23 protein-coding genes are annotated in these 21,634 nt (G+C 40.3%); 15 read left to right on the forward strand and 8 right to left on the reverse strand.

Annotated elements, in window-relative coordinates; translation table 11 throughout:
- Window positions 1-117: 117 nt before the first annotated feature.
- Window positions 118-1,254, reverse strand: coding sequence for a conserved virulence factor C family protein (locus ACTWPF_RS17425; protein ID WP_161464432.1), 1,137 nt, complete (start codon window positions 1,252-1,254; stop codon window positions 118-120).
- A gap of 171 nt (window positions 1,255-1,425) precedes the next feature.
- On the opposite strand from ACTWPF_RS17425, the gene ACTWPF_RS17430 reads away from it, so the two are divergent.
- The 3 genes from ACTWPF_RS17430 to ACTWPF_RS17440 are packed head-to-tail and all read left to right on the forward strand — an operon-like array spanning window position 1,426 to window position 3,366.
- Complete coding sequence (locus tag ACTWPF_RS17430) at window positions 1,426-1,791, forward strand: GntR family transcriptional regulator (RefSeq protein ID WP_161464431.1); 366 nt, start codon at window positions 1,426-1,428, stop codon at window positions 1,789-1,791.
- Window positions 1,788-2,666 (forward strand): ABC transporter ATP-binding protein, encoded by an 879-nt coding sequence (locus ACTWPF_RS17435; RefSeq protein ID WP_161464430.1) that lies wholly within the window; start codon window positions 1,788-1,790, stop codon window positions 2,664-2,666. Before ACTWPF_RS17430 ends, ACTWPF_RS17435 begins: the two co-directional genes overlap by 4 nt.
- Window positions 2,653-3,366 (forward strand): hypothetical protein, encoded by a 714-nt coding sequence (locus ACTWPF_RS17440; protein ID WP_106895560.1) that lies wholly within the window; start codon window positions 2,653-2,655, stop codon window positions 3,364-3,366. The genes ACTWPF_RS17435 and ACTWPF_RS17440 overlap by 14 nt, the downstream gene beginning before the upstream one ends.
- Before the next feature lie 33 nt (window positions 3,367-3,399).
- On the opposite strand, the gene ACTWPF_RS17445 is transcribed toward ACTWPF_RS17440, so the two are convergent.
- Entirely contained in the window at window positions 3,400-3,855 is a 456-nt protein-coding gene (locus ACTWPF_RS17445; RefSeq protein WP_443149957.1) for a YaiI/YqxD family protein, read from the reverse strand.
- A gap of 132 nt (window positions 3,856-3,987) precedes the next feature.
- Here ACTWPF_RS17445 and ACTWPF_RS17450 point away from each other — a divergent pair, with 132 nt between their 5' ends.
- From ACTWPF_RS17450 to ACTWPF_RS17475, 6 genes are all read left to right on the forward strand, one after another.
- Window positions 3,988-4,491, forward strand: a complete 504-nt coding sequence (locus ACTWPF_RS17450) for a GNAT family N-acetyltransferase (protein ID WP_238019389.1) — start codon at window positions 3,988-3,990, stop codon at window positions 4,489-4,491.
- Window positions 4,484-4,996, forward strand: a complete 513-nt coding sequence (locus ACTWPF_RS17455; protein ID WP_443150056.1) for a GNAT family N-acetyltransferase — start codon at window positions 4,484-4,486, stop codon at window positions 4,994-4,996. The genes ACTWPF_RS17450 and ACTWPF_RS17455 overlap by 8 nt, the downstream gene beginning before the upstream one ends.
- A 145-nt stretch (window positions 4,997-5,141) precedes the next feature.
- A complete protein-coding gene (locus ACTWPF_RS17460) occupies window positions 5,142-5,528 on the forward strand; it encodes a GntR family transcriptional regulator (protein WP_443149958.1) in 387 nt (128 codons plus the stop codon).
- Window positions 5,525-6,415: an ATP-binding cassette domain-containing protein gene (locus tag ACTWPF_RS17465; protein ID WP_106895564.1), complete on the forward strand. Its 891-nt coding sequence runs from the start codon at window positions 5,525-5,527 to the stop codon at window positions 6,413-6,415. The genes ACTWPF_RS17460 and ACTWPF_RS17465 overlap by 4 nt, the downstream gene beginning before the upstream one ends.
- On the forward strand, window positions 6,402-7,139 hold the full coding sequence (locus ACTWPF_RS17470) for a hypothetical protein (RefSeq protein WP_443149959.1): 738 nt from the start codon (window positions 6,402-6,404) through the stop codon (window positions 7,137-7,139). The genes ACTWPF_RS17465 and ACTWPF_RS17470 overlap by 14 nt, the downstream gene beginning before the upstream one ends.
- Window positions 7,136-7,846 (forward strand): hypothetical protein, encoded by a 711-nt coding sequence (locus ACTWPF_RS17475; protein WP_443149960.1) that lies wholly within the window; start codon window positions 7,136-7,138, stop codon window positions 7,844-7,846. The genes ACTWPF_RS17470 and ACTWPF_RS17475 overlap by 4 nt, the downstream gene beginning before the upstream one ends.
- A gap of 115 nt (window positions 7,847-7,961) precedes the next feature.
- Here the strand turns inward: ACTWPF_RS17475 and ACTWPF_RS17480 are convergent, their stop codons facing one another.
- Window positions 7,962-9,224: an ATP-binding protein gene (locus tag ACTWPF_RS17480; protein WP_443149961.1), complete on the reverse strand. Its 1,263-nt coding sequence runs from the start codon at window positions 9,222-9,224 to the stop codon at window positions 7,962-7,964.
- Between the two features lie 191 nt (window positions 9,225-9,415).
- Here ACTWPF_RS17480 and ACTWPF_RS17485 point away from each other — a divergent pair, with 191 nt between their 5' ends.
- Window positions 9,416-10,609, forward strand: a complete 1,194-nt coding sequence (locus ACTWPF_RS17485) for a class I SAM-dependent rRNA methyltransferase (protein WP_443149962.1) — start codon at window positions 9,416-9,418, stop codon at window positions 10,607-10,609.
- Between the two features lie 121 nt (window positions 10,610-10,730).
- Window positions 10,731-11,690: an ornithine carbamoyltransferase gene (argF, locus tag ACTWPF_RS17490; RefSeq protein WP_420830811.1), complete on the forward strand. Its 960-nt coding sequence runs from the start codon at window positions 10,731-10,733 to the stop codon at window positions 11,688-11,690.
- Window positions 11,691-11,782: 92 nt separating this feature from the next.
- Here argF and thrB read toward each other — a convergent pair whose 3' ends face one another.
- Genes thrB through ACTWPF_RS17505 form a run of 3 tightly spaced genes read right to left on the reverse strand, consistent with a single transcriptional unit; the run spans window position 11,783 to window position 15,025 of the window.
- Window positions 11,783-12,670 carry a homoserine kinase gene (thrB, locus tag ACTWPF_RS17495; RefSeq protein WP_106895570.1) on the reverse strand — a complete coding sequence of 296 codons (888 nt, stop codon included), beginning with the start codon at window positions 12,668-12,670 and terminating at the stop codon, window positions 11,783-11,785.
- On the reverse strand, window positions 12,667-13,728 hold the full coding sequence (gene thrC / locus ACTWPF_RS17500) for a threonine synthase (protein WP_443149963.1): 1,062 nt from the start codon (window positions 13,726-13,728) through the stop codon (window positions 12,667-12,669). The genes thrB and thrC overlap by 4 nt, the downstream gene beginning before the upstream one ends.
- Entirely contained in the window at window positions 13,697-15,025 is a 1,329-nt protein-coding gene (locus ACTWPF_RS17505) for a homoserine dehydrogenase (protein WP_443149964.1), read from the reverse strand. The genes thrC and ACTWPF_RS17505 overlap by 32 nt, the downstream gene beginning before the upstream one ends.
- A 195-nt stretch (window positions 15,026-15,220) precedes the next feature.
- On the opposite strand from ACTWPF_RS17505, the gene ACTWPF_RS17510 reads away from it, so the two are divergent.
- Complete coding sequence (locus ACTWPF_RS17510; protein WP_155988297.1) at window positions 15,221-15,373, forward strand: hypothetical protein; 153 nt, start codon at window positions 15,221-15,223, stop codon at window positions 15,371-15,373.
- A gap of 115 nt (window positions 15,374-15,488) precedes the next feature.
- A complete protein-coding gene (locus ACTWPF_RS17515) occupies window positions 15,489-17,024 on the forward strand; it encodes a methyl-accepting chemotaxis protein (RefSeq protein WP_443149965.1) in 1,536 nt (511 codons plus the stop codon).
- Between the two features lie 43 nt (window positions 17,025-17,067).
- On the opposite strand, the gene ACTWPF_RS17520 is transcribed toward ACTWPF_RS17515, so the two are convergent.
- Entirely contained in the window at window positions 17,068-17,940 is an 873-nt protein-coding gene (locus ACTWPF_RS17520) for a GNAT family N-acetyltransferase (RefSeq protein WP_161463948.1), read from the reverse strand.
- Between the two features lie 232 nt (window positions 17,941-18,172).
- Here ACTWPF_RS17520 and ACTWPF_RS17525 point away from each other — a divergent pair, with 232 nt between their 5' ends.
- Window positions 18,173-19,666, forward strand: a complete 1,494-nt coding sequence (locus ACTWPF_RS17525; protein ID WP_443149966.1) for a GGDEF domain-containing protein — start codon at window positions 18,173-18,175, stop codon at window positions 19,664-19,666.
- Between the two features lie 383 nt (window positions 19,667-20,049).
- Here ACTWPF_RS17525 and ACTWPF_RS17530 read toward each other — a convergent pair whose 3' ends face one another.
- Window positions 20,050-20,418, reverse strand: coding sequence for a carboxymuconolactone decarboxylase family protein (locus ACTWPF_RS17530; protein WP_106895576.1), 369 nt, complete (start codon window positions 20,416-20,418; stop codon window positions 20,050-20,052).
- A 298-nt stretch (window positions 20,419-20,716) separates the two neighbouring features.
- On the opposite strand from ACTWPF_RS17530, the gene ACTWPF_RS17535 reads away from it, so the two are divergent.
- Window positions 20,717-21,535, forward strand: a complete 819-nt coding sequence (locus ACTWPF_RS17535; protein ID WP_443149967.1) for a squalene/phytoene synthase family protein — start codon at window positions 20,717-20,719, stop codon at window positions 21,533-21,535.
- Window positions 21,536-21,634: the final 99 nt, after the last annotated feature.

A 21,634-nucleotide genomic window follows, 5' to 3' on the forward strand; every position in this document is an offset into this window, starting at 1 on the left:
GTAAATAAAAATAACGTTATTGGCGGATAATGCCACTAACGGTAAGATATCGGAAGTCTCCCTTTAAGGGGAGCAAAGATTACTATAATCTACCAGAGTGCATGGCGCTAGGGTGGATTATTTTTGTTTAGCAGCCTCTGTCATTTGATGCCAAATCGATCCTTTGGCACGCTCTCCACCTTGGATTCGAGCCAATGCCATTTTAACTTGCATTCTTACCTCGAACTCTGGGTCCTGTAATGCGTCGTTTAAGGCAGGGATTGCTGTTTCATCTCCGAGTTCGTAAAGGAACATGGCTGCCCGCCAACGGACAAGACGACTTTTGTCGGTCAAGGAATTGACCATTTCTGGCATCGCTTCTTCAAAGCCGAGATCAGATAGACAATCTCCAGCCGTTCTTCTAACATTAACTGCCTTGTCTCTCAATGATTTGTATAAATATGGCAATACCTTTTTCTCTTCAATCATACCGAGATAGGCGGTGGCTAGTCTTCTAATTGAGGCCTTTTCATCATCCAAAGCTTTATCTAGCACAGGTAAGTCAGCTTCAGTAGGGTCCATTCTATCTAGCGCTGCATAACGATCCTTCCAGTTAGGAGCTTCCATCATTTCTAATGTTACCTTATGATAAAACGTTCGATTTCCCGTTGCATCGTTATTTAAAGCAAAGTGTACGAGTTGAGCGAGGCGTGTCTCGTCATAGCTGGCGTTTATTTCCTCCACCACCTCTGAACCGATCTCTTTGAGGTCGCCATAGCGAGGCGATTGTTCAACCCATTTTCGTTCCATCAACATATTATCAGTAGCTTCAGAAGCCTTCAAGGCAGCGTTCATAAAACGTTCTGGAAGCCCAAACCGTTCCTCTGTATCGCCTTCTTCGAGTTTTACCTGCATAGGAATATAGCGGAACATTTGAATATAGACATGTACCTCTCCAAAAGCCTTTTCCTGTTGCTCGCTGTTTGCTTCTTGCTGTTCTTCAGTTGGCTGCTCAGAAGAACCTAATGTTTGACGAACTGCTGGAAGAATCTCCTCCCATGGCGTTCGGGGGTTTCTTTCCAGTGCAATAAAATCAACAACACGGTAAAGCCCTTTAACCCCATCTATTTGAAATAAACTACGGACATAAGCTGGAGCATCATCCATTTTATCTTCGCGCTTATAATTCTCTGTTTGGCCATCAGGCATTTTTTCATCCACATTTATTTTCATAGAATAGGGGCTTGGTGTCGGTTCGATCGAGATAATTTTCATGCGCTAACTTCCTCCTCTTCACGTCCTTATACTGTCTATATTTTAACAAAGAGCAGGATCATTATCCAGCCGGTTAGCCCATCTCTTGGTTGCCTATTGACATTCATTTCGATTCGAAGTATAGTTGGTTACACAAGTATACAACCAACCATCCTGAGAGGAGGTTCTGTAGTGAGAGCGGTTTTAGATGAGTCCCAACCAATATTTCAACAAATAGCCGATATGATACGAGACGATATAATAGATAGAGAGTTTAAAGAAAATGAAAAGGTCCCCTCAGAAAATGAATTATCACAGTTCTATAACATTAATAGAGCAACAGTAAGGAAGGGTCTCCAACAACTTTTAGATGAAAACCTTATTTATAAAAGGCGGGGTATTGGCATGTTTGTTAAAGAGGGAGCAAGAGAAAGCTTGGTGAAGGAAAGACAGAAGCAATACGTGCAGGACTATATAAAGCCTTTGTTAGATGAGGGAAACAGGCTCGGATTGAATGTAGATTCTATTATTCAGTTAATGAAGGAGGAGACAAAATGATAAGGCTAGAAAATGTGACATTTGCCTATAGTGAGGAAACAATTCTAGAGGAGATTGCTTTCACCGAGGAAGAGCCTGTTATTACAGGACTTTGGGGAAGGAACGGCTCTGGTAAAACCACCCTCATGAAATTACTCGCCGGCCACCAAAAGCCCACAGCCGGGAATATTGAAGTATTTGGTCACTCCCCTTTTAATAATCTAGATATAGTGAAGGATATTTGCTATATGGAAGAGGATCATCCTTTCAGTATCATCTGGACTGTAGAAGATGCTCTGAGGTTTGGCCGTTATTTTAATCCAAATTGGCATCAGGAAACCGCTGACCGACTATTAAAGCTTTTCAATCTCCCAAGAAATAAAAAGGTAACAAAACTGTCCAAAGGAATGAAGACAGCTGTTCAGATTACAATTGGCCTTGCTAGTCATGCGAAGGTCACGATCTTGGATGAACCGACAAACGGATTAGATGCAGGTATACGTAAGAAATTCTATCAAGCATTGAAGGAATCCTATGAAGAAAACCCGCGTTTCATCTTACTATCCTCCCACCACATAGAGGAAATCCAGCCACTCTGTGAGTCCTTGGTCGTTATCCACAATCAGAAGATTTTCCTTCATGAGGAGATGGAGATAATTAGGGGAAAGGGGTTCTGGCTAACAGGTAATCAGGAAAAAGTAGAAGCGGTCATAAAGAATGAGCGTGTCTTGGAGAGAAATACGATGGGTAAAATGCTCAAGGTGATGATGCTTGCCACATATTCTAAAGAGTGGGAACAGATCGCAAGGGAGAACGGGTTATCTGTTGAAAAGGCACAGGTACAGGACTATCTACTAAATCTAACAGAAGGGGGTGTGCTTGATGAGCATAACTAGTGGAACAACAAGAATGGTTTACGAAGATGCCAGGTGGTTTTTCCTAAACGTCTTGATTCTCTCCGTTACCCTGCCGCTGACTGTTCTTTGGATCGTTTTAGGCTTAATATTTGATATGAGTGAAGCGATTGGCTCTATAGCTGGTCCTGCTTACTTCTTTATTCCGAGCTTTGCAATATTTGGGTTTAAGACACTATTACCAATTGGAGTAGGAATGGGCAGCACAAGGTTACAGATTTTGAAATCCTTCTATGGGGTTGGAATCTTATCTGTTGCGGTTGTGGTATTTATTTTGAATGTGCTCCAATTCAGCCTTGTGACATTAAGTGATTGGAAGCTCAATTTCAGGGGAGTTTTACATCCTGGAGAAATCTTTTATAAAGACTATCATTTCTTGTCCTATCTATGGCTCGATATGATGACAGCTCTCTTTCTATTTGGAATGGCCTTTCTCCTATTTAGCTTATTTTACCGATTAGGATTGGTAAGATTGACACTATGCTTTATGGCTATCGTTATTCCTGTTATGTTTCTATATTATGGTGGCGTGCTAGCTCCTCTTATAGAATCGCTAACATCGTTTGAATGGCGCGGGAATGTCGTTGCCATTATATTAGGCGCATTTGGAGCTGTCGGGCTAGCTATCACATATCCAATGATGCGAAACGCACCACTAAAACCAAGATCAGCCAAATCTTAAATACGTGTTTTTATATAAAAGGGGCTGGAATTCCTATGACGGGTCTTCCAGTTCCCTCATTTTTTGCGTGAAAAGGGTAGCAAATTTTTCTCTATCCTCATGCGTAAATGGCTTTGGCCCTTTTGTCCGTTTTCCGCTTTTTCTTTCCATCGCACTAAGATACCGTGTCTGGAGAAGCTGGTCAATATTTTCATTGGTATAAGCAAATCCTGTATGATGAAGAACATGGCACTTCTTGGCAAGTGCAAGGGAAGCAAGACCGTAATCTTGTGTGACAAGTACATCTCCGTGATCTGCTAGTTTCATGATCCGATAATCCGCTGATTCAGCTCCGGTATCAACATAAATATTTTCGACTCCTTCAGGGTGTTGTTCATTCGAATAATGTGCAAAGCTAGAGACAAGGATAACGGGAATCCCTTTTTCTAATGAAATGTTAATAATGGTATCTTTTACTGGACAAGCATCTGCGTCTACAATCACTTTCATGTAATCACCTCCTATGTAACCAAAATTATAGCACATCAAAGAACAGCTGAACTATTCTGAAAAAAACACTTGCAATTTTAGGGTATGTTTATATATGATGTTTTATAATCATGCACCTAAAGGGGGGATTTGATGAGGTTAGTACGCCCGTCAAATGAATGGAAAGAAGAGCACCGGCAATATGTGAAAGAATGGGGTCCATCTCGCATGATCCCCAGTAGTTTTAACCTCACGGGGCACGATACATACGAGGAATATTTAAATGCCCTGCATGTGAGGGAAAGCGGGCAAGGGAAGTGGGTGCCAAGCTCTAATTACTTCCTAATTAACGAAAATGATAGGATAGTTGCAATGGTGGATATCCGGCATGAACTGACAGAGTATTTATGCAATGTGGGTGGACATATTGGCTATAGTGTAAGACCTAGTGAAAGACGTAAGGGTTATGCGACACGTATTCTCGCGGAAGCTTTGTTGAAATGTAAAGATCTAAAAATTTCGCGCGTCCTTGTTACTTGTGATGAGGATAATATTGGGTCTGCTAAAACCATTCTAAACAATGCTGGTATAGAAGATAAAAGCTTTCTTGATACAGATGGCACGATAAAACGGAGGTTTTGGATTGTTAATGAGTAGGGATGTAAATGACATCGTTATGGATCAAATGGTCGCATCAGATTGGCCAGAGGTGAGATCCATATATTTAGAAGGAATTGAAACAGGAAATGCAACATTCGACACAGAGGTCCCAAGCTGGGAAGAGTGGGATCAGAAGTATTTACAAGACTGCAGATTATTAGCTAAAATCGGAAAAGATGTTATTGGTTGGGCAGCGCTTCTCCCCACTTCGAGTAAAAAAGCATTCGCAGGAGCTGCGGAACTCAGTATTTATTTGAGTAAAGCAAGTACAGGAAAAGGAATTGGTACAAAGCTAATGACCTATATGATTGCTGAAAGTGAAGCAAAAGGGTTTTGGACATTGCAATCGGGGATATTTCCAGAAAATAAGGGGAGCATTCGCCTCCATGAAAATGCTGGGTTTGTAGAAGTAGGAGTTCGTGAACGCATTGGTAAATTGAATGGTGTTTGGCGCGATGTAGTTCTTTTGGAAAGAAGGAGCCGCGTTGTTGGATTAGATTAATAGAGAGTATATAAATTAATGTCTGCTATGCAGGCATTTTTTTGATTGTTCAAAAAAGGGTGGTTTGCTCTTGTTTTTTTATTGAGAAAATTATATACTACATTACACGACTAATGCACTAAGTTAGCTAAAGGAGGTTGCTGGTTTGCATTTACTTTCAGATGGCACGAAGCCCATCTATGTCCAAATTGCGGAATGGATTGAAACAGAAATACTCAATGGAAATTTTCAAGGAGATGACAAGGTTTATTCGCAATACAAGCTTGCAGAAATATTTACAATCAATCCGGCAACTGCAGCAAAAGGGCTAACGATCCTTTCTGATGAAAAGATTCTATACAGCAAGCGTGGCTTGGGGAAGTTTGTTACCCCAGAGGCGAGACAGTTAATTTTAGATAAACGAAAAAACCATACATTAAAAGGATTATTAGATGAGGTGGCATTAGAGGCAACACGATTAAGTGTAGGGGAATCTGAGCTACAAGAAATGCTTCGGGAGAGCATGGAAAAGATAGAGGGGGAAGAGCAATGAATGTAGTGGAATGCGAAAAGGTCACAAAGAAGCAGGGCAGTGTAGTTGCATTAAATGAACTGAACATCCAAATAAAGAAAAATACCATTACTGGGCTGATTGGCCGAAACGGAGCTGGAAAAACAACCTTATTAAAGATTCTCGCTGGTCTTTGGAGGCCAACATCCGGCCATGTAGAGGTGTTAAGTGTAAACCCATTTAATAGTCTGACTGTTTCTGCCAACGTTGCCTATATTGATGATTCAATGGACTTTCCGAATACGCTTACCTTGTCAGAGATATTGCAGGCGGGTAAACGTTTTTACGGCAATTGGGACAGTCAGCTGGCAGAACGCTTATTCGAGTATTTTTCCTTCCATCCGAATCAATTACATACCCATCTTTCAAAAGGGAAAGCGAGCACCTTCAATATGATCTTTGGATTGGCTGCACGTTGTGAAATTACCTTGTTTGATGAACCAACTAATGGGATGGATGCTTCAGTAAGAAAGGACTTCAATAGGGCCTTACTAAAGGATTATCTTGCACACCCAAGAACGATGATTATTTCCAGCCACCATTTGGAAGAACTGGAGGAGTTATTAGAAGACATACTTGTAATAAAAAATGGAAAAGAATTACTTCATGAGCCAATTGATGTGATTCGCAATTATGCAATAGGCTTAACTGGCAGATCCGAATTGGTTAGACAATGGGTAACAGATAAGCAAGTATTGTATACAGAAGAGGTTGGGGCAAATACCTGTTATGCAGTAGTGAAAAGTGAAGGGATACCTCTGGAAAAAGCGAAGCAACTCGGTATGAAAGTCACACCAGTATCAGCAAGTGATGTCTGTGTCTATCTAACAAACCGCACGACAGGGGGGATCGACGATGTCTTTAAATAATATGTCACTTGGTACATTGGTTGGAAAGCAATACCTCTTTAAATGGAAGGCATTTTCAGGTGTGTTTAATTCAATGATAGCCTTACAGCTGCTTGCGATTGTTTTTAGTGCTGGTGGGATAGGGCAAACAGGCACAAGTACGGGAAGTGTAACGATTGATTTGTATTATTACTCTGTTGATAATGTGGTCGGTTTTACTATGGTATGGGCCTTCTTCAAATCTATCCTAATTACTACGAAGTCGTATCGGAATGACGATTATCTTTTCGTCACAAATCGTTTGAGCAGTAATTTAGCTAATATTCTTTTCATTTTCTCAGCCAGTGTAGTTGCAGGACTAACAGCTATTTTCTCTGGATATGTAATCCAAATGATTCAGTATGTTCAAGGAAATACATTTTTAACAGAAGCCAATCCACTAACTCTTGGTGAGTGGTTCACTGGGGCATTTGCTACAATATTGTACATTCTCTTTATAGGTGCACTCGGTTATTTAATAGGCAGTGTTGTACAGTTGCACCGTACGTTAGTTATTATTATCCCTGTTGCACTCCTAGGTTTCCTTTTTGTCTATGACTTTAATGAACCTGGTATGATATTAATGTTTAAGTTTTATTTCAAAGAGAATATTTTTTGGTTATTTGCAATGAAAATTTTAGGAACCGTTTTACTGCTTTTTGCAGCAAGTATGCTCGTTTCTAATCGTCTGGAGGTTAGGAAATGATAAACAATAGCGGAGTATTTGCTCCATTATTAATCCTTTTTGTTTTAATAGGGGGAGCTCTCTTATTAATTAGGTTTATTAGTAAACACTTTCCAGCAATGCGGCGAAAAGAAAGATGGCTACTGCCCATTTATGGTGCCGTTCTAGTCGCCTGTGGAATTATCCTCGCTTTTTTAGAACCGTTCGAAGAGGGCACAGCAAGTGGTGAAGAGGAGAGGCTGAGCAGTCTTTCGCTCTATAGCTATATAGAGTCTGGAAATATAAAAAAAATCGATTCGGAATATATCCGCAAAGAGTGGGGTTTCACCCATACGGATGGGGATCTGCGAATATCCTCAGAGCCGAGTCATGAATTTATGGCTTCTATTTTTGTGGAAAAGGTCCCTGGATTAGAAAATAAAGTTGAAGTTACGTACTATGAAACACCACTGTATGTGGATGGAGAGGATATGAGCAATTATATCAGACCGCCAGAAGCAACACTCTCCAAGGGCTTATTAAAATTAAACAATCCCGTTGAACATCAGTATGTAGAGCTTTATACCTTTAGAGAACCTTTTCCGTATAACCAATTTATAGAAAGAAAAATGGTTGGAAATCAAAATGAGTCAAGCGTGTTTCACGGTGAAAATATCATCTTAATCAGGGTAGGGGAAGAAAAGACACTTGATCTTGATCCAGACTCTTATATCGAATACGTAAACTAATAAGCCAAGCTTTATAGGATTAATGCTCATTACAGAAAGAAAGCTAAAAAATCCGAGCGACGACAAGTTGAGTCTGCTCGGATTTTTGCCATATTATTAGCTTTAAAATAGATACTTAGAACCCTAGTTTCCCTGCATACTCTCCCATTTCCCATTCCTGCTTCATCGTTTTGCGGTGGTTTTCTTGTAATTCCTTCACAATTTCCTCTGCATCTACTTGTTTTTCATAATGCCATTTTAATGCGATAGACATATAGAGCTCGTTTAGCTGGGCGATGGATAATCCCTTCGTCTGCTTTGTTAACTGTGAAATAGCAGTCTCGTCAAGGAACCGTTCTAGCCCCTTACTACGTAAATAGGTTTCGCGCAGCGGTTCGCCGGGCTGTTTAATTTCATAAGCTCGGTCAAATCTACCAGCTCGGTTAATAAGTGCTGGATCAATTTTCTCTGGATAGTTGGTGGTACCGATAAGGAAAATACCTTCCTTTGAAGTCGCGCCATCAAGTGTGTTTAGAAACACCGAGCGCGACTCTTCTGGCATGGAATCAATGTCCTCAATAATCAAAACAAGTGGTGCCATCTTGGTCGCAGTAGCAAAAACCTCGCTTATCGAATAGCTTGAGGTATATTCAGTGATTTGCCAATAGACAACAGGTGCTGATACACTGCCGGCAATCGACTTAACGAGTGTTGTTTTTCCATTACCCGGGCTTCCATACAGTAAAATGCCCCGTTTGTATGGAATGTTGTATTCCTTATAAAACCCCCCGCTTCCTACAAAAAACTCATCAATGGAACGAAAGATATCTGTCTTAACGTTATTATCTAATAGGATGTTTTCTCTGGAGATCTGGTTGGTTAACTTTTCTTTAGACCGGTCTAGCCCGTCTTCGGTATCTGTTAAAACCGTAATGCCTTCTGTCATGTTTTCTCGCTGTTGTTTCGTTATATATTTCAGAAAAAGAACGAGGTCCTGGTCACTTCGTGCAAAGATAAAAGAACGTTCGAATTCCATATGACTTTGGTAGATTGGTATTTTCATACTTGCTACATGAAAAGTAGGGAAGTAAAAAATATGATTATTTAAAGAAGGTTTGATTTGGTATTGTTCTGTCTCGTTATAGGAAATGGTAGAAACTGCTACAGTATCATAGATCGAACCTAGTTTTTCAATTGCCGGATCTTCTTGTTGCAGCATCATATCGATCGCTTCATCTAATTCGTCCAGCCCTTCTTCTGTTTCGTACAAGGTCAGGTCTTCCCCTAGCTTCTCTTTTAGAACTTGCTGGGCTTTGTTAAGCGGGTAAGCATAATCATAATAATGGGGAAGAGTGTTTCTCGTCATTTCACTAAAATTTACAAGTGGTTTTGTTCTCATGAATGACTCCTTCAAAAAGTTATTTAGGGCTAATAAATCCCATCATACCACATCTTAACGCTTTGTTTTGCAAGAGTATGAATTTCCTACAGGAAGTAGTGGAAATAATGAGACGGTAGGGAGAATTTATCATTCCTTTCGCTTTTCCAAATCACATGCGATAATAAGAAAAAAGAGTTAAGGATGAAAAGATGCAAAATACTATTGAAATAAAAGTTAAAGAACCTTTTATACAGGATTTTCGTAAGGGTGTACCATTAATTAGTAAGGAAGCAATAACAAATGAACACGTATTGAAAGAAGAGGGAGCCATTATTGATTTGGTTGACTCTACAAATAACTTTCTTGGAAGAGGTTATTATGGGCGGCAAAACAAGGGGATTGGCTGGGTGTTAACAAATAAGCAAGATGAAGCAATTGACTTCTCCTTCTTCCAGCGAAAAATCCTTAAGGCGATAAATAAGCGCCAAGGCTTTTATCAGGATGAAGAGACGACCGCTTTTCGTTTGTTTAATGGCGAAGGAGACGGAATCGGCGGACTTACTATCGATTACTTTGATGGCTATTACCTGATCAATTGGTATAGCGATGGAATTTATACGTTCAAAGAACAAGTTATCCAAGTACTGGACAACCTCGGTGATTATAAAGCTATTTATGAAAAGAAGCGTTTTGATACAAAGGGAAAATATATGGAAGATGATGACTTTGTCAAAGGTGAACGTGGTGAATTTCCACTTATCATTAAAGAAAATGGCATGCGCTATGCTGTCTATTTAAATGACGGGGCCATGGTAGGGATATTCTTGGATCAAAGAGAAGTCAGAAAAGCCATTCGTGATAAGTACGCAAAGGGCAAGCATGTGTTAAATACGTTTTCTTATACAGGAGCTTTTTCCATAGCCGCCACGCTAGGTGGTGCAGATAAGACGACGAGCGTCGACCTTGCCAAACGTTCCAAAGCAAAAACGATTGAACAATTTAGCGTTAACGATATTGACTTTGAACAGCATGATATCCGGGTTATGGACGTATTTGATTATTTCCAGTATGCGCAACGTCATCAATTGAAATTTGATATGGTGGTACTTGACCCACCAAGCTTTGCAAGGTCAAAAAAACGTACGTTTAGTACCTCAAAGGATTATCCAAAGCTTCTAATGGATACCGTATCTATTACAAAGAAAAATGGCGTGATTGTCGCATCGACAAACAATGCCAGCTTTGGAATGAGAAAGTTCAAGGGCTTTGTGGAAAAGGCCTTTAAGCAAATGAATACAGGCTACAAAATTTTAGAGGAATACCATCTTCCGGCTGACTTTCAGGTAGATCGTAAATTCCAACAAGGAAACTACTTAAAGGTGCTGTTTATAAAGGTGAAATAGTCTTAATCGCTTTGCTAGAAAAATTAGCAAGGCGATTTTTTTGCGAAAGTTATTGTATATTTATTCTAAATAATGCATAATAATTCATATACATTCTGAAGGGTGGAGATGGATGGTGACGATGGAATTAAAAGAAGCGCCAAATAGTATGAAGTCTTTAAAGGGCCGTGATTTTCTAACATTAGGCGATTACAAACAGGAAGAAATCAACTACTTACTTGAATTAGCAGAACAGCTTAAGGTAAAAAGGAAAGCTGGACAGGAGGAATCCACTCTAACAGGAAAAACGCTTGGCATGATATTTGAAAAGGCTTCGACTCGAACTAGGGTTTCTTTTGAGGCTGGTATCTATCAGCTCGGAGGAAATGGAATATTTTTAAGCACAAAGGATTTACAAATTGGCAGGGGTGAGCCAATTGCCGATACTGCCAAGGTATTATCAGGATATCTAGATGGAATTATGATTCGAACTTTTTCTCAAGAGACGGTCCAAGAGCTTGCTGCAAATGCTAGTATCCCTGTTATAAATGGACTTACTGACCTTTATCATCCCTGTCAGGTGCTTGCAGACTTGTTAACAATCAAAGAACAAAAAGGTGTACTTGAAGGAGTTAACATTACATACATTGGCGACGGGAATAATATGGCGAATTCACTCATGATTGGGGCAGGTTTAATGGGGATGAATCTTACAGTTTGTGCTCCGGATGGCTATATCCCAATGAAGGAAGAAATAGACAAGGCAAAACAGCTTGCAGCAATCTCGGGTGGAAAGATTGTGGTGGAGTCTAATCCGAATGAAGCTGTGCAAGATACGGATATTGTATATACAGACGTGTGGGCGAGTATGGGGCAGGAAAAGGAGCAACAACAAAGAATAGAAGCATTCCAGCATTACCAGGTTACATCTGAGCTTCTTTCTTTAGCAAAGCCGGACGTTTCGTTTATGCATTGCCTTCCAGCACACAGAGGAGAAGAGGTAGATGCAGCAGTCATCGATGGAAAACAATCTGTCGTATTTCAGCAAGCTGAAAATAGACTTCACGCGCAAAAAGCATTGATGAGTTCGATTATGAAATAACTAAAAAACGCTGAGCTCGCTACAGTAATCTGTAGCTGGTCTCAGCATTTTTTGTCCGGTCTTAATAGCAATAAGATCCCACCAAATGAGTTTCAGTATATTTGCATGCCCTCCTGATCGATCTGGGCAACTTTCACTTGTAAGTCCGGGAATAGTTCTTGCAGGTGTTGAGCTAAGGAGCGGCCAGTCCCTTTTCGGGTGAATGAGATCATGGAGGGGCCAGCCCCGCTTATAACAGTGCCAAAGCTCCCCGCCAACTTTGCTTCTCGTTTAATTTTCTCGTAATGGGGGAGTAATCCGGCTCGGTATGGCTCGTGAAACAAGTCCTTCTCCATCATTTCTCCCGCTAGCTTTACGTTCCCTGAAGCTAATGCAGCAATTAGTACATTGCTAAGACTGCTTGCTGTTGCTGCTTGCTTTCGAGTGAAGTGGTCTGGCAATACATTTCTGGCTTCCTCTGTTCTTAACTCAAAGGAGGGGATACTTATAACAGCTTCTAGTTCGGAAAGGGGAAGCTTGACGTAATGTACCTCCTCCTCTTCTAAGGTGGAGATGACTAATCCTCCCAATAAGGACGCAGCTATATTATCTGGGTGGCCTTCCAATGCAGTGCCAAACTTCAGTATGGCTTCACTAGACAGATTGAGATGGCATAGTTGGTTTGCTATTTCTACCCCAGCGAGGGCCGCTGCAGCACTGCTGCCAAGACCACGAGCTAATGGAATGTCACTCGTAACCCTCACCTTACAAGGCGGTAGTACTAAGTCAAATTGGTCAGCTGTCTGCTTGGCAATTTGGTAAATAAAATGTTCCTCGTAGGTTGTAATAGTTGGAAGCAGGTCGGAAACATGGATAAATTCCCATTCATCCTGTGTTTCAACTTCCAGTGTTAAATATAAGTTCAGCGCAATTCCTGCTGAATCAAATGCCGGCCCTAAGTTTGCGGAGCTGGCAGGAACGCTAATACGAAAAGCTGTCATACTGTCACCGTACTTCCAATATAGCGTAGTAGGGAGTCTGAATCATTCGGAAGGGCAACAGGCTTAACCTCCATCTGTTCAATAGCAGTCTGTGGATCCTTTAGACCATTTCCTGTTAGAACGGTAACCACCTTGCTGCCCTTAGGAATAACTCCTTGCTCACATTGCTGGATGACACCTGCAACGGAGGCGCAGGAGCCTGGTTCAGCAAATATTCCCTCTTGCTGGGCCAATAGTTTAAAAGCTTTTGTAATTTCTTTATCCGTAACAGAACCAATTATTCCAGCCGATTCGTCTCTTGCGGCAACCGCGAGTTTCCAACTTGCTGGATTACCAATTCGAATTGCTGTTGCAATTGTTTCAGGATCTTTAATAATTTGATCCTTTACGATAGCTGCTGCTCCCTCCGCTTCAAATCCGAACATTTGTGGAAGGCCGCTATCTGTCTTTTCGTTATACTCCTTAAATCCTTTCCAATAGGCACTAATATTCCCGGCATTCCCAACAGGGATAGCAAGGATGTCAGGGGAGGTCCCTAATTGTTCGCACACTTCAAAAGCAGCTGTCTTTTGTCCTTCTAGTCTGTACGGATTGACGGAGTTAACCAGGGTGACATCTGCCTTTTCACTAATTTCCCTCACCATTGCAAGGGCTTCGTCAAAATTCCCGTCAATCTCTACAATTTCTGCTCCGTACATAATAGCCTGCGCGAGTTTCCCCATTGCTACTTTCCCTTTTGGGATAACAATAATAACCCGGATGCCAGCTTTAGCCGCATATGCCGCGGCGGAAGCCGAAGTATTACCTGTAGATGCGCATACAATGGCATTACTTCCTTCCTCTACCGCTTTTGCCACAGCCATCACCATTCCTCTGTCTTTAAAAGAACCTGTCGGGTTTGCGCCTTCTACTTTTCCATATAATTCGATCCCAAGCTGTTCGGATAAATTTTTAAAATGGACAAAAGGAGTGTTTCCTTCTCCTAGGCTGATATCTGGTGTGTTTTCGGTTACAGGCAAATATTCCTTATAATGTTTTAGTAACCCCTGCCATTTCACGTTCAACATCTCCCTCAACTTTGTAGTAGCTTTTTACTTTCATAACCACATCTAAATTCTTTAGATCATGTAAGGAATGATTAAATGTTTCTAAAGACGTTTGGTGTGTGACTAAAATGATTTCCGCAACTTCATGTTTCTTCACGGGTGTCTGTAAAATCCGCTTGAAACTAATATTAAACGTATTAAAAAGAGAAGAGATAGTGGAAAAAGCTCCTACTTCGTCTTTTACATGCAAACGGATATAATATTGGCCGAGTCGTTTATCTGCTGTTTTTAACTCTTTTTTAAAGCGTGGTTTAACGGCACTGTGACCGCTCACTCCTAGCTTCATGTTTTTAATAACTGTTACAAGGTCAGAGACAACAGCAGTGGCTGTAGGTAGGCTGCCAGCACCTGGACCATAAAACATCGTTTCGCCGACTGCTTCTCCATATACATAGACTGCGTTATATTCATTCTTCACATCTGCTAGTGGATGGTCTTTGGATAGCAAGGTCGGTTGGACATTTACTTCGACTTGGCCATTCTCACAGCTTGCAAAGCCAATGAGCTTCATGGTATAACCTAGGCGCTCTCCGTATTTCAAATCTTCTAGATCGAGATTTTTAATCCCTGCTACCTCCACCTCTGACAATTCGATGTCCGTGGAAAAGGCTAGTCTACCAAGGATCGCCATTTTTCTTGCTGCATCAAGTCCTTCTACATCAGCGGTGGGATCTGATTCAGCGAATCCCAGTTCCTGTGCTTCCTTTAAAGCATTCTCATAAGAGACTCCTTCGTTATTCATTTTGGTTAAAATATAATTTGTCGTACCGTTTACAATCCCCATTACTTGTTGAATGCGATCGGAAGAAAGGCCATCGGTGATTCCCCTTAAGATAGGGATACCGCCAGCAACACTTGCCTCATAATAAAAGTCGCAATGATTTTTATCGGCAGCTTGTTGAAGTTCTGGACCATGTAAAGCTACAAGATCTTTATTTGCCGTAACGACATGTTTCTTAGCAGAAAATGCGTCCAAAATGTGCTGGAAGGATTCCTCGATACCTCCCATTACCTCCACCACAACGTCCACTTCGGGGTCTTGTAATATATCATTTGGATCTGTGGTGAGAAGGGTCTGATCAATCGAAACATCACGCACTTTTTCAATATCCCGTACTAAGATACTTTTTACCTGTACGCTACAACCTAACCGATGTGCTAATTCTTCTTGATGGTTCTCTATGAGCTTTACAACACCTGAGCCAACTACCCCTAAACCAAGTAGACTGACAGAAACTTGCTCTCCCACACAATCACCTCTTCGATTTTTTTGGTTACTAGATATTTAAACACGTATAAAGAAGTATAGCAATAAGGAATTTTCCGAATATAACGTAAAACGCTTACATATACTTTTCATTTTGTAGTGCTTTGGGCCTGGAATTAACCAAACGAAGAGATGCTTAATACACTACACTATAGATTGGAATGCGGAGGTGTCGAAATGAGTGAAGCGAGTGTAGGATTAACCTTTATTACGTGCTTATTAGTCGGTTCTGGCGTTGGATTGTTGTTGGGAAATCTGGAAGCTGGAGGAGCGGTTGGGTTATTATCAGGAATTCTAAGTATTGTCCTATTTCGTAAAGGAAAGAAATGAAGAATGAAATGAAGAAGTCTAACCTTATTTTCCAGTTTTTATCTTAAAAGCGTTAACTATTTAGCCCGCTAACCGATAAAAAAGTAAAACCTTTTGGGCAAGTGGGGGAATTATAATGAATAAAGAAAAAAACCAATTAATGCATTTTGTGGCAGGGATCGTTTTATTAATCATGCTTACTATCAACTATTTAGGAAGAAATCTTCACTTATTTGATTATTCACATGGTGGTGGTAGCCTTCTGACCGCCTTGGAAATAGAAACAAACTTTGGGCTCGTGTTAAACCTTTTTATGGTAGTTCCCATTATACTATTTATAGTTAGTTTGATTCTTTATCTTCAATTTAAAAAGCATCCACTTATTCCTTATCTGTTAACACTTGTTCTAACTTTTGGAAGCATTGCTATCATTTCTGGGGGGAGCGGAAGAGTGGAGTTTCATTTTAGTATTTTTATGGTTGTGGCAGCATTAAGCTACTACCAAAATAGTAAACTGGTCCTCATGATGACCGTTACATTTGCGGCACAGCACCTGTTAGGATTCTTTTATGTTCCGGAGCTTGTTTTTGGTATGGAAGAGTATCCATTTTCCATGATGATTCTTCATGCTTTGTTTCTTATCCTTACTTCCAGTGCCGTTAGCTGGCAAATACAGAGCGCAAAAAAGATTGAACAAAATTATCAGGTTAGAGAAGAAAACCAAAAAGCATCTATTGTTAAGGAGATCGTGTACCGGATATCAAACACAACAGAGGGCTTGGCGGATGTATCTGAAGAAATTTCACAACAAACAGGAGCATCCCTAAAAGCTAGTTCTCAGCTTGCCTCAGGGCTTGAAGAGGTTGCTGACGATGCAGAAAGGCAATTAATAATTATAGAAGAAAACAAAATGGATATTAAATCTATTACTCAGAGTATCGAATCTATCACCAAGACTGCTCTAGAGACATCTCAAAAGTCGAGCGAAGCTGCAAAAGAAGCAGAGGATGGAAGTGTACTAACAGGAAAATTGCAAACTCAAATGGAAAGTGTATATCGTGATGTAAACGATTCGTTCACGACGATTAAGCAGCTCCATGAAAGAGCGCAAAATATAGGAGAAATAATTAATGTCCTATCGGATATCGCAACTCAAACTAATTTATTAGCGTTAAATGCTGCTATTGAATCATCCAGAGCTGGAGATGCAGGAAAAGGATTTGCAGTTGTCGCCGATGAGGTAAGAAAGCTGGCTGAAAAGTCTCTACAATCATCAAATGAAATAGCTAGCATATTGCAACTTATGAAACAGGATGCAGATAAATCAGTAAATGACATGGAGACTGTACGAAATTCAACATCAGAAGGCTTGCAAATCACAATTGACTCAACTAGTGTGTTTGAGGACCTCTCAGCTTCGTCAAATCAAGTAGCAAATGAAATTAGAAGAATTTCTTCCTTAGCAGAAGAACTTACGAGCTCGTCTAAAAAGGTAAATAGGGCAATGAAGACTATTTCGAGTGCAGTTAGCGAGAATGTAGGCAGAACAAACGAAGGGATATTGTCCTCGAAAGAGCAGTACATAGTTACGAAAAAATCAACGCTTGTTTCGAAAAAGCTCAGTGACCTCACTCTTGAATTAGAAAACGTTATTCAGGCGCTCGAAAAATAACCTAGTTTTACTAGGCTGAAAAATTAGCTGTTTACCTCACTTTTTATGTCTGTTGCCACGATTTGCGACTTATGCCAAATAATATCCACGGGGAAGGTAGCTCAAATGGATGGTAGTCTGGCAGTTTTTCTACTTCTGATGGGGTTAAATCCATCCATACATAGGTATTCTCACCAGTCCTTTGAGTTAATTGTTTATAATCTGCAGTAATTGTTTCCCATAAACCTTCCTGTTGATCAATATCATCCCAAGGATAGATAGTATGAAGGTAATGGTTTTTCTTTTGGTCTTCTTTGGTGATGAGAAAACGATTTTGTTTCTCGTTTTCATAGAAGGACCAACTAAGCAAGTTCTCATCCGTAAACAGTTCCCATGATGCTGGGAAGGAATAATAGCATTGATAGGGGAATATGGAATAGGTTTCAAGGTATCCCTTATAGATGAGGTCTTTTTTTCTTTTTAGGGTATGTACCTCTTTCCATGGTTTCGCCCCTGTCTCAAGCTTAGAAGGACTCTGTGTGATTGTACTATAAAGTATTTTATGTGAATGAAGGCCAGCCTTTCGGAGAACCTTTTTGGCTGCAAGGTTGTTTTCTTGTGTATTGGCTCCCACCCATTGTATCCTCTCCATTTTAAATACTTCCTCTATCATGTGCTGCATTAAGGATGTAGAGAAATTTCTCCCTCTATAACGAAGGTCGCTTCGCAATCGCCCTAGCATAGCGTAATGGGAGGCGTAAAGCGAGTATCCGGCAATACTAACTAACTGACCTTTGTTGAATAAACCAAATAGCCGATTATTACCATCTAATAATCTATTAAAAATCCGAAGAACATAATCGTCTTCTATCCCTGTTTCCATTTCTTCCACAAGGCGGAAATCTTGTATGGTAAGCCTTCGTATGGCGTTCTGCATAGTGATCACTCCTAGGTACATTTTCATCTTCATGGTATACCAAGATCTTCCACTCCCAAAACAAAAAGAATTCTTCTTGTAAATTTAATTGATGCGGGGTGAGTTTAATTAGCTTAATAGCTGTTATTTCTCAAAAAAGAGATTAGTATAATCTTTAATTGGGTACTATTTCCTATGGATAGTTGAATTTTTAGTATAATTAGCATAGTATCATGATGAGAGAGGTGGGGACGTGAAAGCGAGATTCCGATTGAAACTATTTGTTACCATGATTACCTTTGCTCTAATTATTTCCTTTAGTATAGCCATTATTGATCACATAAAGCTGAAGGGGGAGGCTATCACCAATAACCAGGTGCAAATTCAACAGACAGAGGATATTGTAATGGACTCTTTGAGTAACCTAGATAAAGCGTATAGCATTTTTGATGAGGATACGACAGAGGAAATGAAGGAACGAACCAAGGAATTGGTAGAACGCTATCAATCTAATCCTTCTTTCAAGAATTGGGATTTTGCTGCGATTAAAGAAGAAATAGGAATGGATCTCTATATTATCAATGATCAAAATGTCATCATACATACAAGCTTTCCAGAAGATCAAGGGCTGGATTTTTCAGCGTGCTGTAGTGAGTTTTCAAGCCTACTGGACGAGAGAAGGCAGGCTGGTGAATTTGCTGTGGACGAATTGGATGTGCAACAGAAGACTGGGGACTTAAAAAAGTTTAGCTATATGCCGACTCCGGACGATAAGTACATCATTGAATTGGGTTATTCGTTAGCTGACAAACGTATTTTTAATGAGTTTAATTTTCTTGAAGTAATACAGGATTTGGAGAATCAGTATGAGGCAATTAATGAGATAAATGTATTAAATATAGATGGGTATAAGCTTGGGGCGCCCACAGACGAAAACCTGCTCAACGGGGATAGACAGGAGGCATTTAATCAGGCTATTCGTTCGGAAAGTACAACTGAAGTAGAGGGGGAATGGGGTGGAAATCCCGCTCTATATCGGTTTAACTACTATTCTGCTGATAATACGCAAGGTATTTCTACCAATCGGGTAGTGGAAATTAGTTATAACCATGACGGACTAGGTTCAATTTTAGAAAGAAACCGAACGATTTTTATTTGGCAACTGGCAATCGTATTTGTAGTGACCATTATTCTTGCTCTGCTCATTTCAAAATGGGTGGCAAGGCCAATGTATATGGCGTTTCACGATCAATTGACAGGATTGAAAAACCGTACAGCATTTGAAGAAATTTTGGAAAAGAGAATAAAGGATCGACAAGAAACGGCAATTCTAATGATTGATTTAGATCATTTTAAAAATGTAAATGACATATTGGGCCATGACAAAGGCGATGAATTGCTGATTAAGCTAGCGTCCTGTATTCGCAATAACTGTCGTCAGGATGACACAGCGATCCGTATGGGTGGGGATGAATTTATTATCGTATTGCCTAATACAAATGTGGAGGATGCAAGCAATGTTGCTGAAAGACTACTCCAATCAGTTTCTAACCTATTTCAGTCTGTCACAGAAGAAAGCGGTATTTCTCTGACAGCAAGTATTGGGATTAGCGTGACGCCGCAGGATGGGATTGATATTGAAACATTGTATAAAAAGGCGGATATTGCCCTGTATGCTTCAAAAGAAAAAGGAAAAAACCAATACTGTGTGTATGATGCAACGAAATCATATGCCAAAAATATGTAGAGCTGTCAAAAGATTTTCCCCTTTTGACAGCTTTTTTCATACTGGAACGCTATGCTTTTCTTTTGTCTAGCTCCGCGTGCCCAGAAACTAGGTGACTTCGCAAATCGCCCTACGATAAAGAAGACTTGCCGATTGGTGTTAACCAGAGGCCTAGTCGCCCTTATACCCGGAGGGTGCAAGTCATCATCGGTACTAATTAAAGTAGGTCGACTAAAATCAGCCTTGCCGGCCAACGTCGACATACCCCTGTTGCAGGGGCATGATTCCTTTGTCTCCTAAGAGGAATGCTCCATTAAAACCGCCACTTTGCGTGGCTACATGGAGCCACCTGGCATGGCCAGGCGCATTCGCTACATTTCTAAACGGGCACGCTACGCTTTTCTTTACTTCTGGGTAAAGTAGTCAAAGGTGTCCATTGCTAGGGTCACGCCTTGAGAAAATGCAGCGCCGCCACCTACTGCCGCACTAACGGCAATGGCTTCCATAAATTCTTCTTCTGAGGCGCCATTTTCCACGCATCCTTTTGTATGGTACATAATGCAATATTCATCTTGGGCATAAATACTAATGCCAAGCGCTATTAGCTGCTTTTCTTTCTTTGCAATAGCTCCTTTATCAAAGCATGCTTCTGTAAATTCGAAGTACCCCTTAGTCATTTTAGGAAGTTTTGCCTCAAAGCGACTGGTTCCTTCTTTAAATTCTAAAATTGACTGATCAAAATAATTTACGATTTCCTCTTCACGTGAATCCATGTTGTGATTCCCTCCATCTCAAATGGCAATATTGCTAACTAATGCTTACTGGCAAAAGAATTGTTCAAACATAATAAGCCAGTTACAAAAGGCTCCTGCTTTTTTATAGCTTTCTAGAAATAGGGAAAAATATGTGTGTGAAAATTTGGAAGTCATGCTGTGGGCATCAATCAACTCTAGGATAAAGAACCCATTACAATTTACTTTAATTTACGTTTACCATTGTGGAAAGTGGCATAAGCATGTGAGGGTTGGTATACTTAAGGTACCTCAAGGAAGTAAAGGGAGGAAGTAACCATTGATTAAAAAAACAGGCTTAGAGAAAGACGCCATGCGTGTCCTTAAACAAACAAGTAGAACATTCTACATACCGATTACACTTCTAAAGCAACCACTTAAAATGACGGTGGGTTCTGCTTATTTGTGCATGCGGGCCATTGATGAAATAGAAGATCATGAAGCACTAGATAATAGTAGTAAACAAGCATTGCTGAACGCTATCAGTATCCTTCTACTAAATAAATTTGATCAACAGGCCTATAACGAGCTGCTGGCCCCCTATGAGGATTTTCTGCCAGAGGTGACATTAAGATTGGGCGAATGGATTGAAGTGTGCCCAAGAGGAATTGTTGATAAAGTTTTAGAATCTACGGGTATTATGGCAAAAGGAATGGCAGACTGGGCAGCACGCGATTGGGTAGTGAATACGGAAGAGGACTTGGATAATTATACATATTATGTTGCAGGTCTTGTTGGTGTCATGTTATCAGATATATGGGAATGGTATGATGGAACGATTACAGATAGAGAATTGGCAATCGGCTATGGAAGAGGTCTCCAAGCTGTTAATATGCTACGCAATCAAGAAGAAGATGCCGAACGTGGTGTCACGTTTATCCCTGATGGATGGGACCGAGATGATTTGTTTGCATATGCCAGTGAAAACCTTGATAAGGCAGATACCTACATAAAGTCAATTCACACACGACATATTTTACACTTCTGTAAAATTCCGTTAGCTTTAGCAAAAAGAACGCTTAGTGCGATGCAGAATGGAAAAGAAAAAATGTCACGTAGTGAGGTTGAAGAAACAGTTGATGAAATTATAAAAGAATAGCAATAGAAATAGTTGACGATGTTTCAGGAAATAATAATGATGTATTGCCCGGCATATATTTTATAAATGGTGCAAAAAATAGGTAAAAACACATGTATA

The sequence above is a fragment of the Oceanobacillus sp. M65 genome, from assembly GCF_052246275.1.
Lineage (GTDB): Bacteria > Bacillota > Bacilli > Bacillales > Amphibacillaceae > Oceanobacillus_B > Oceanobacillus_B jordanicus.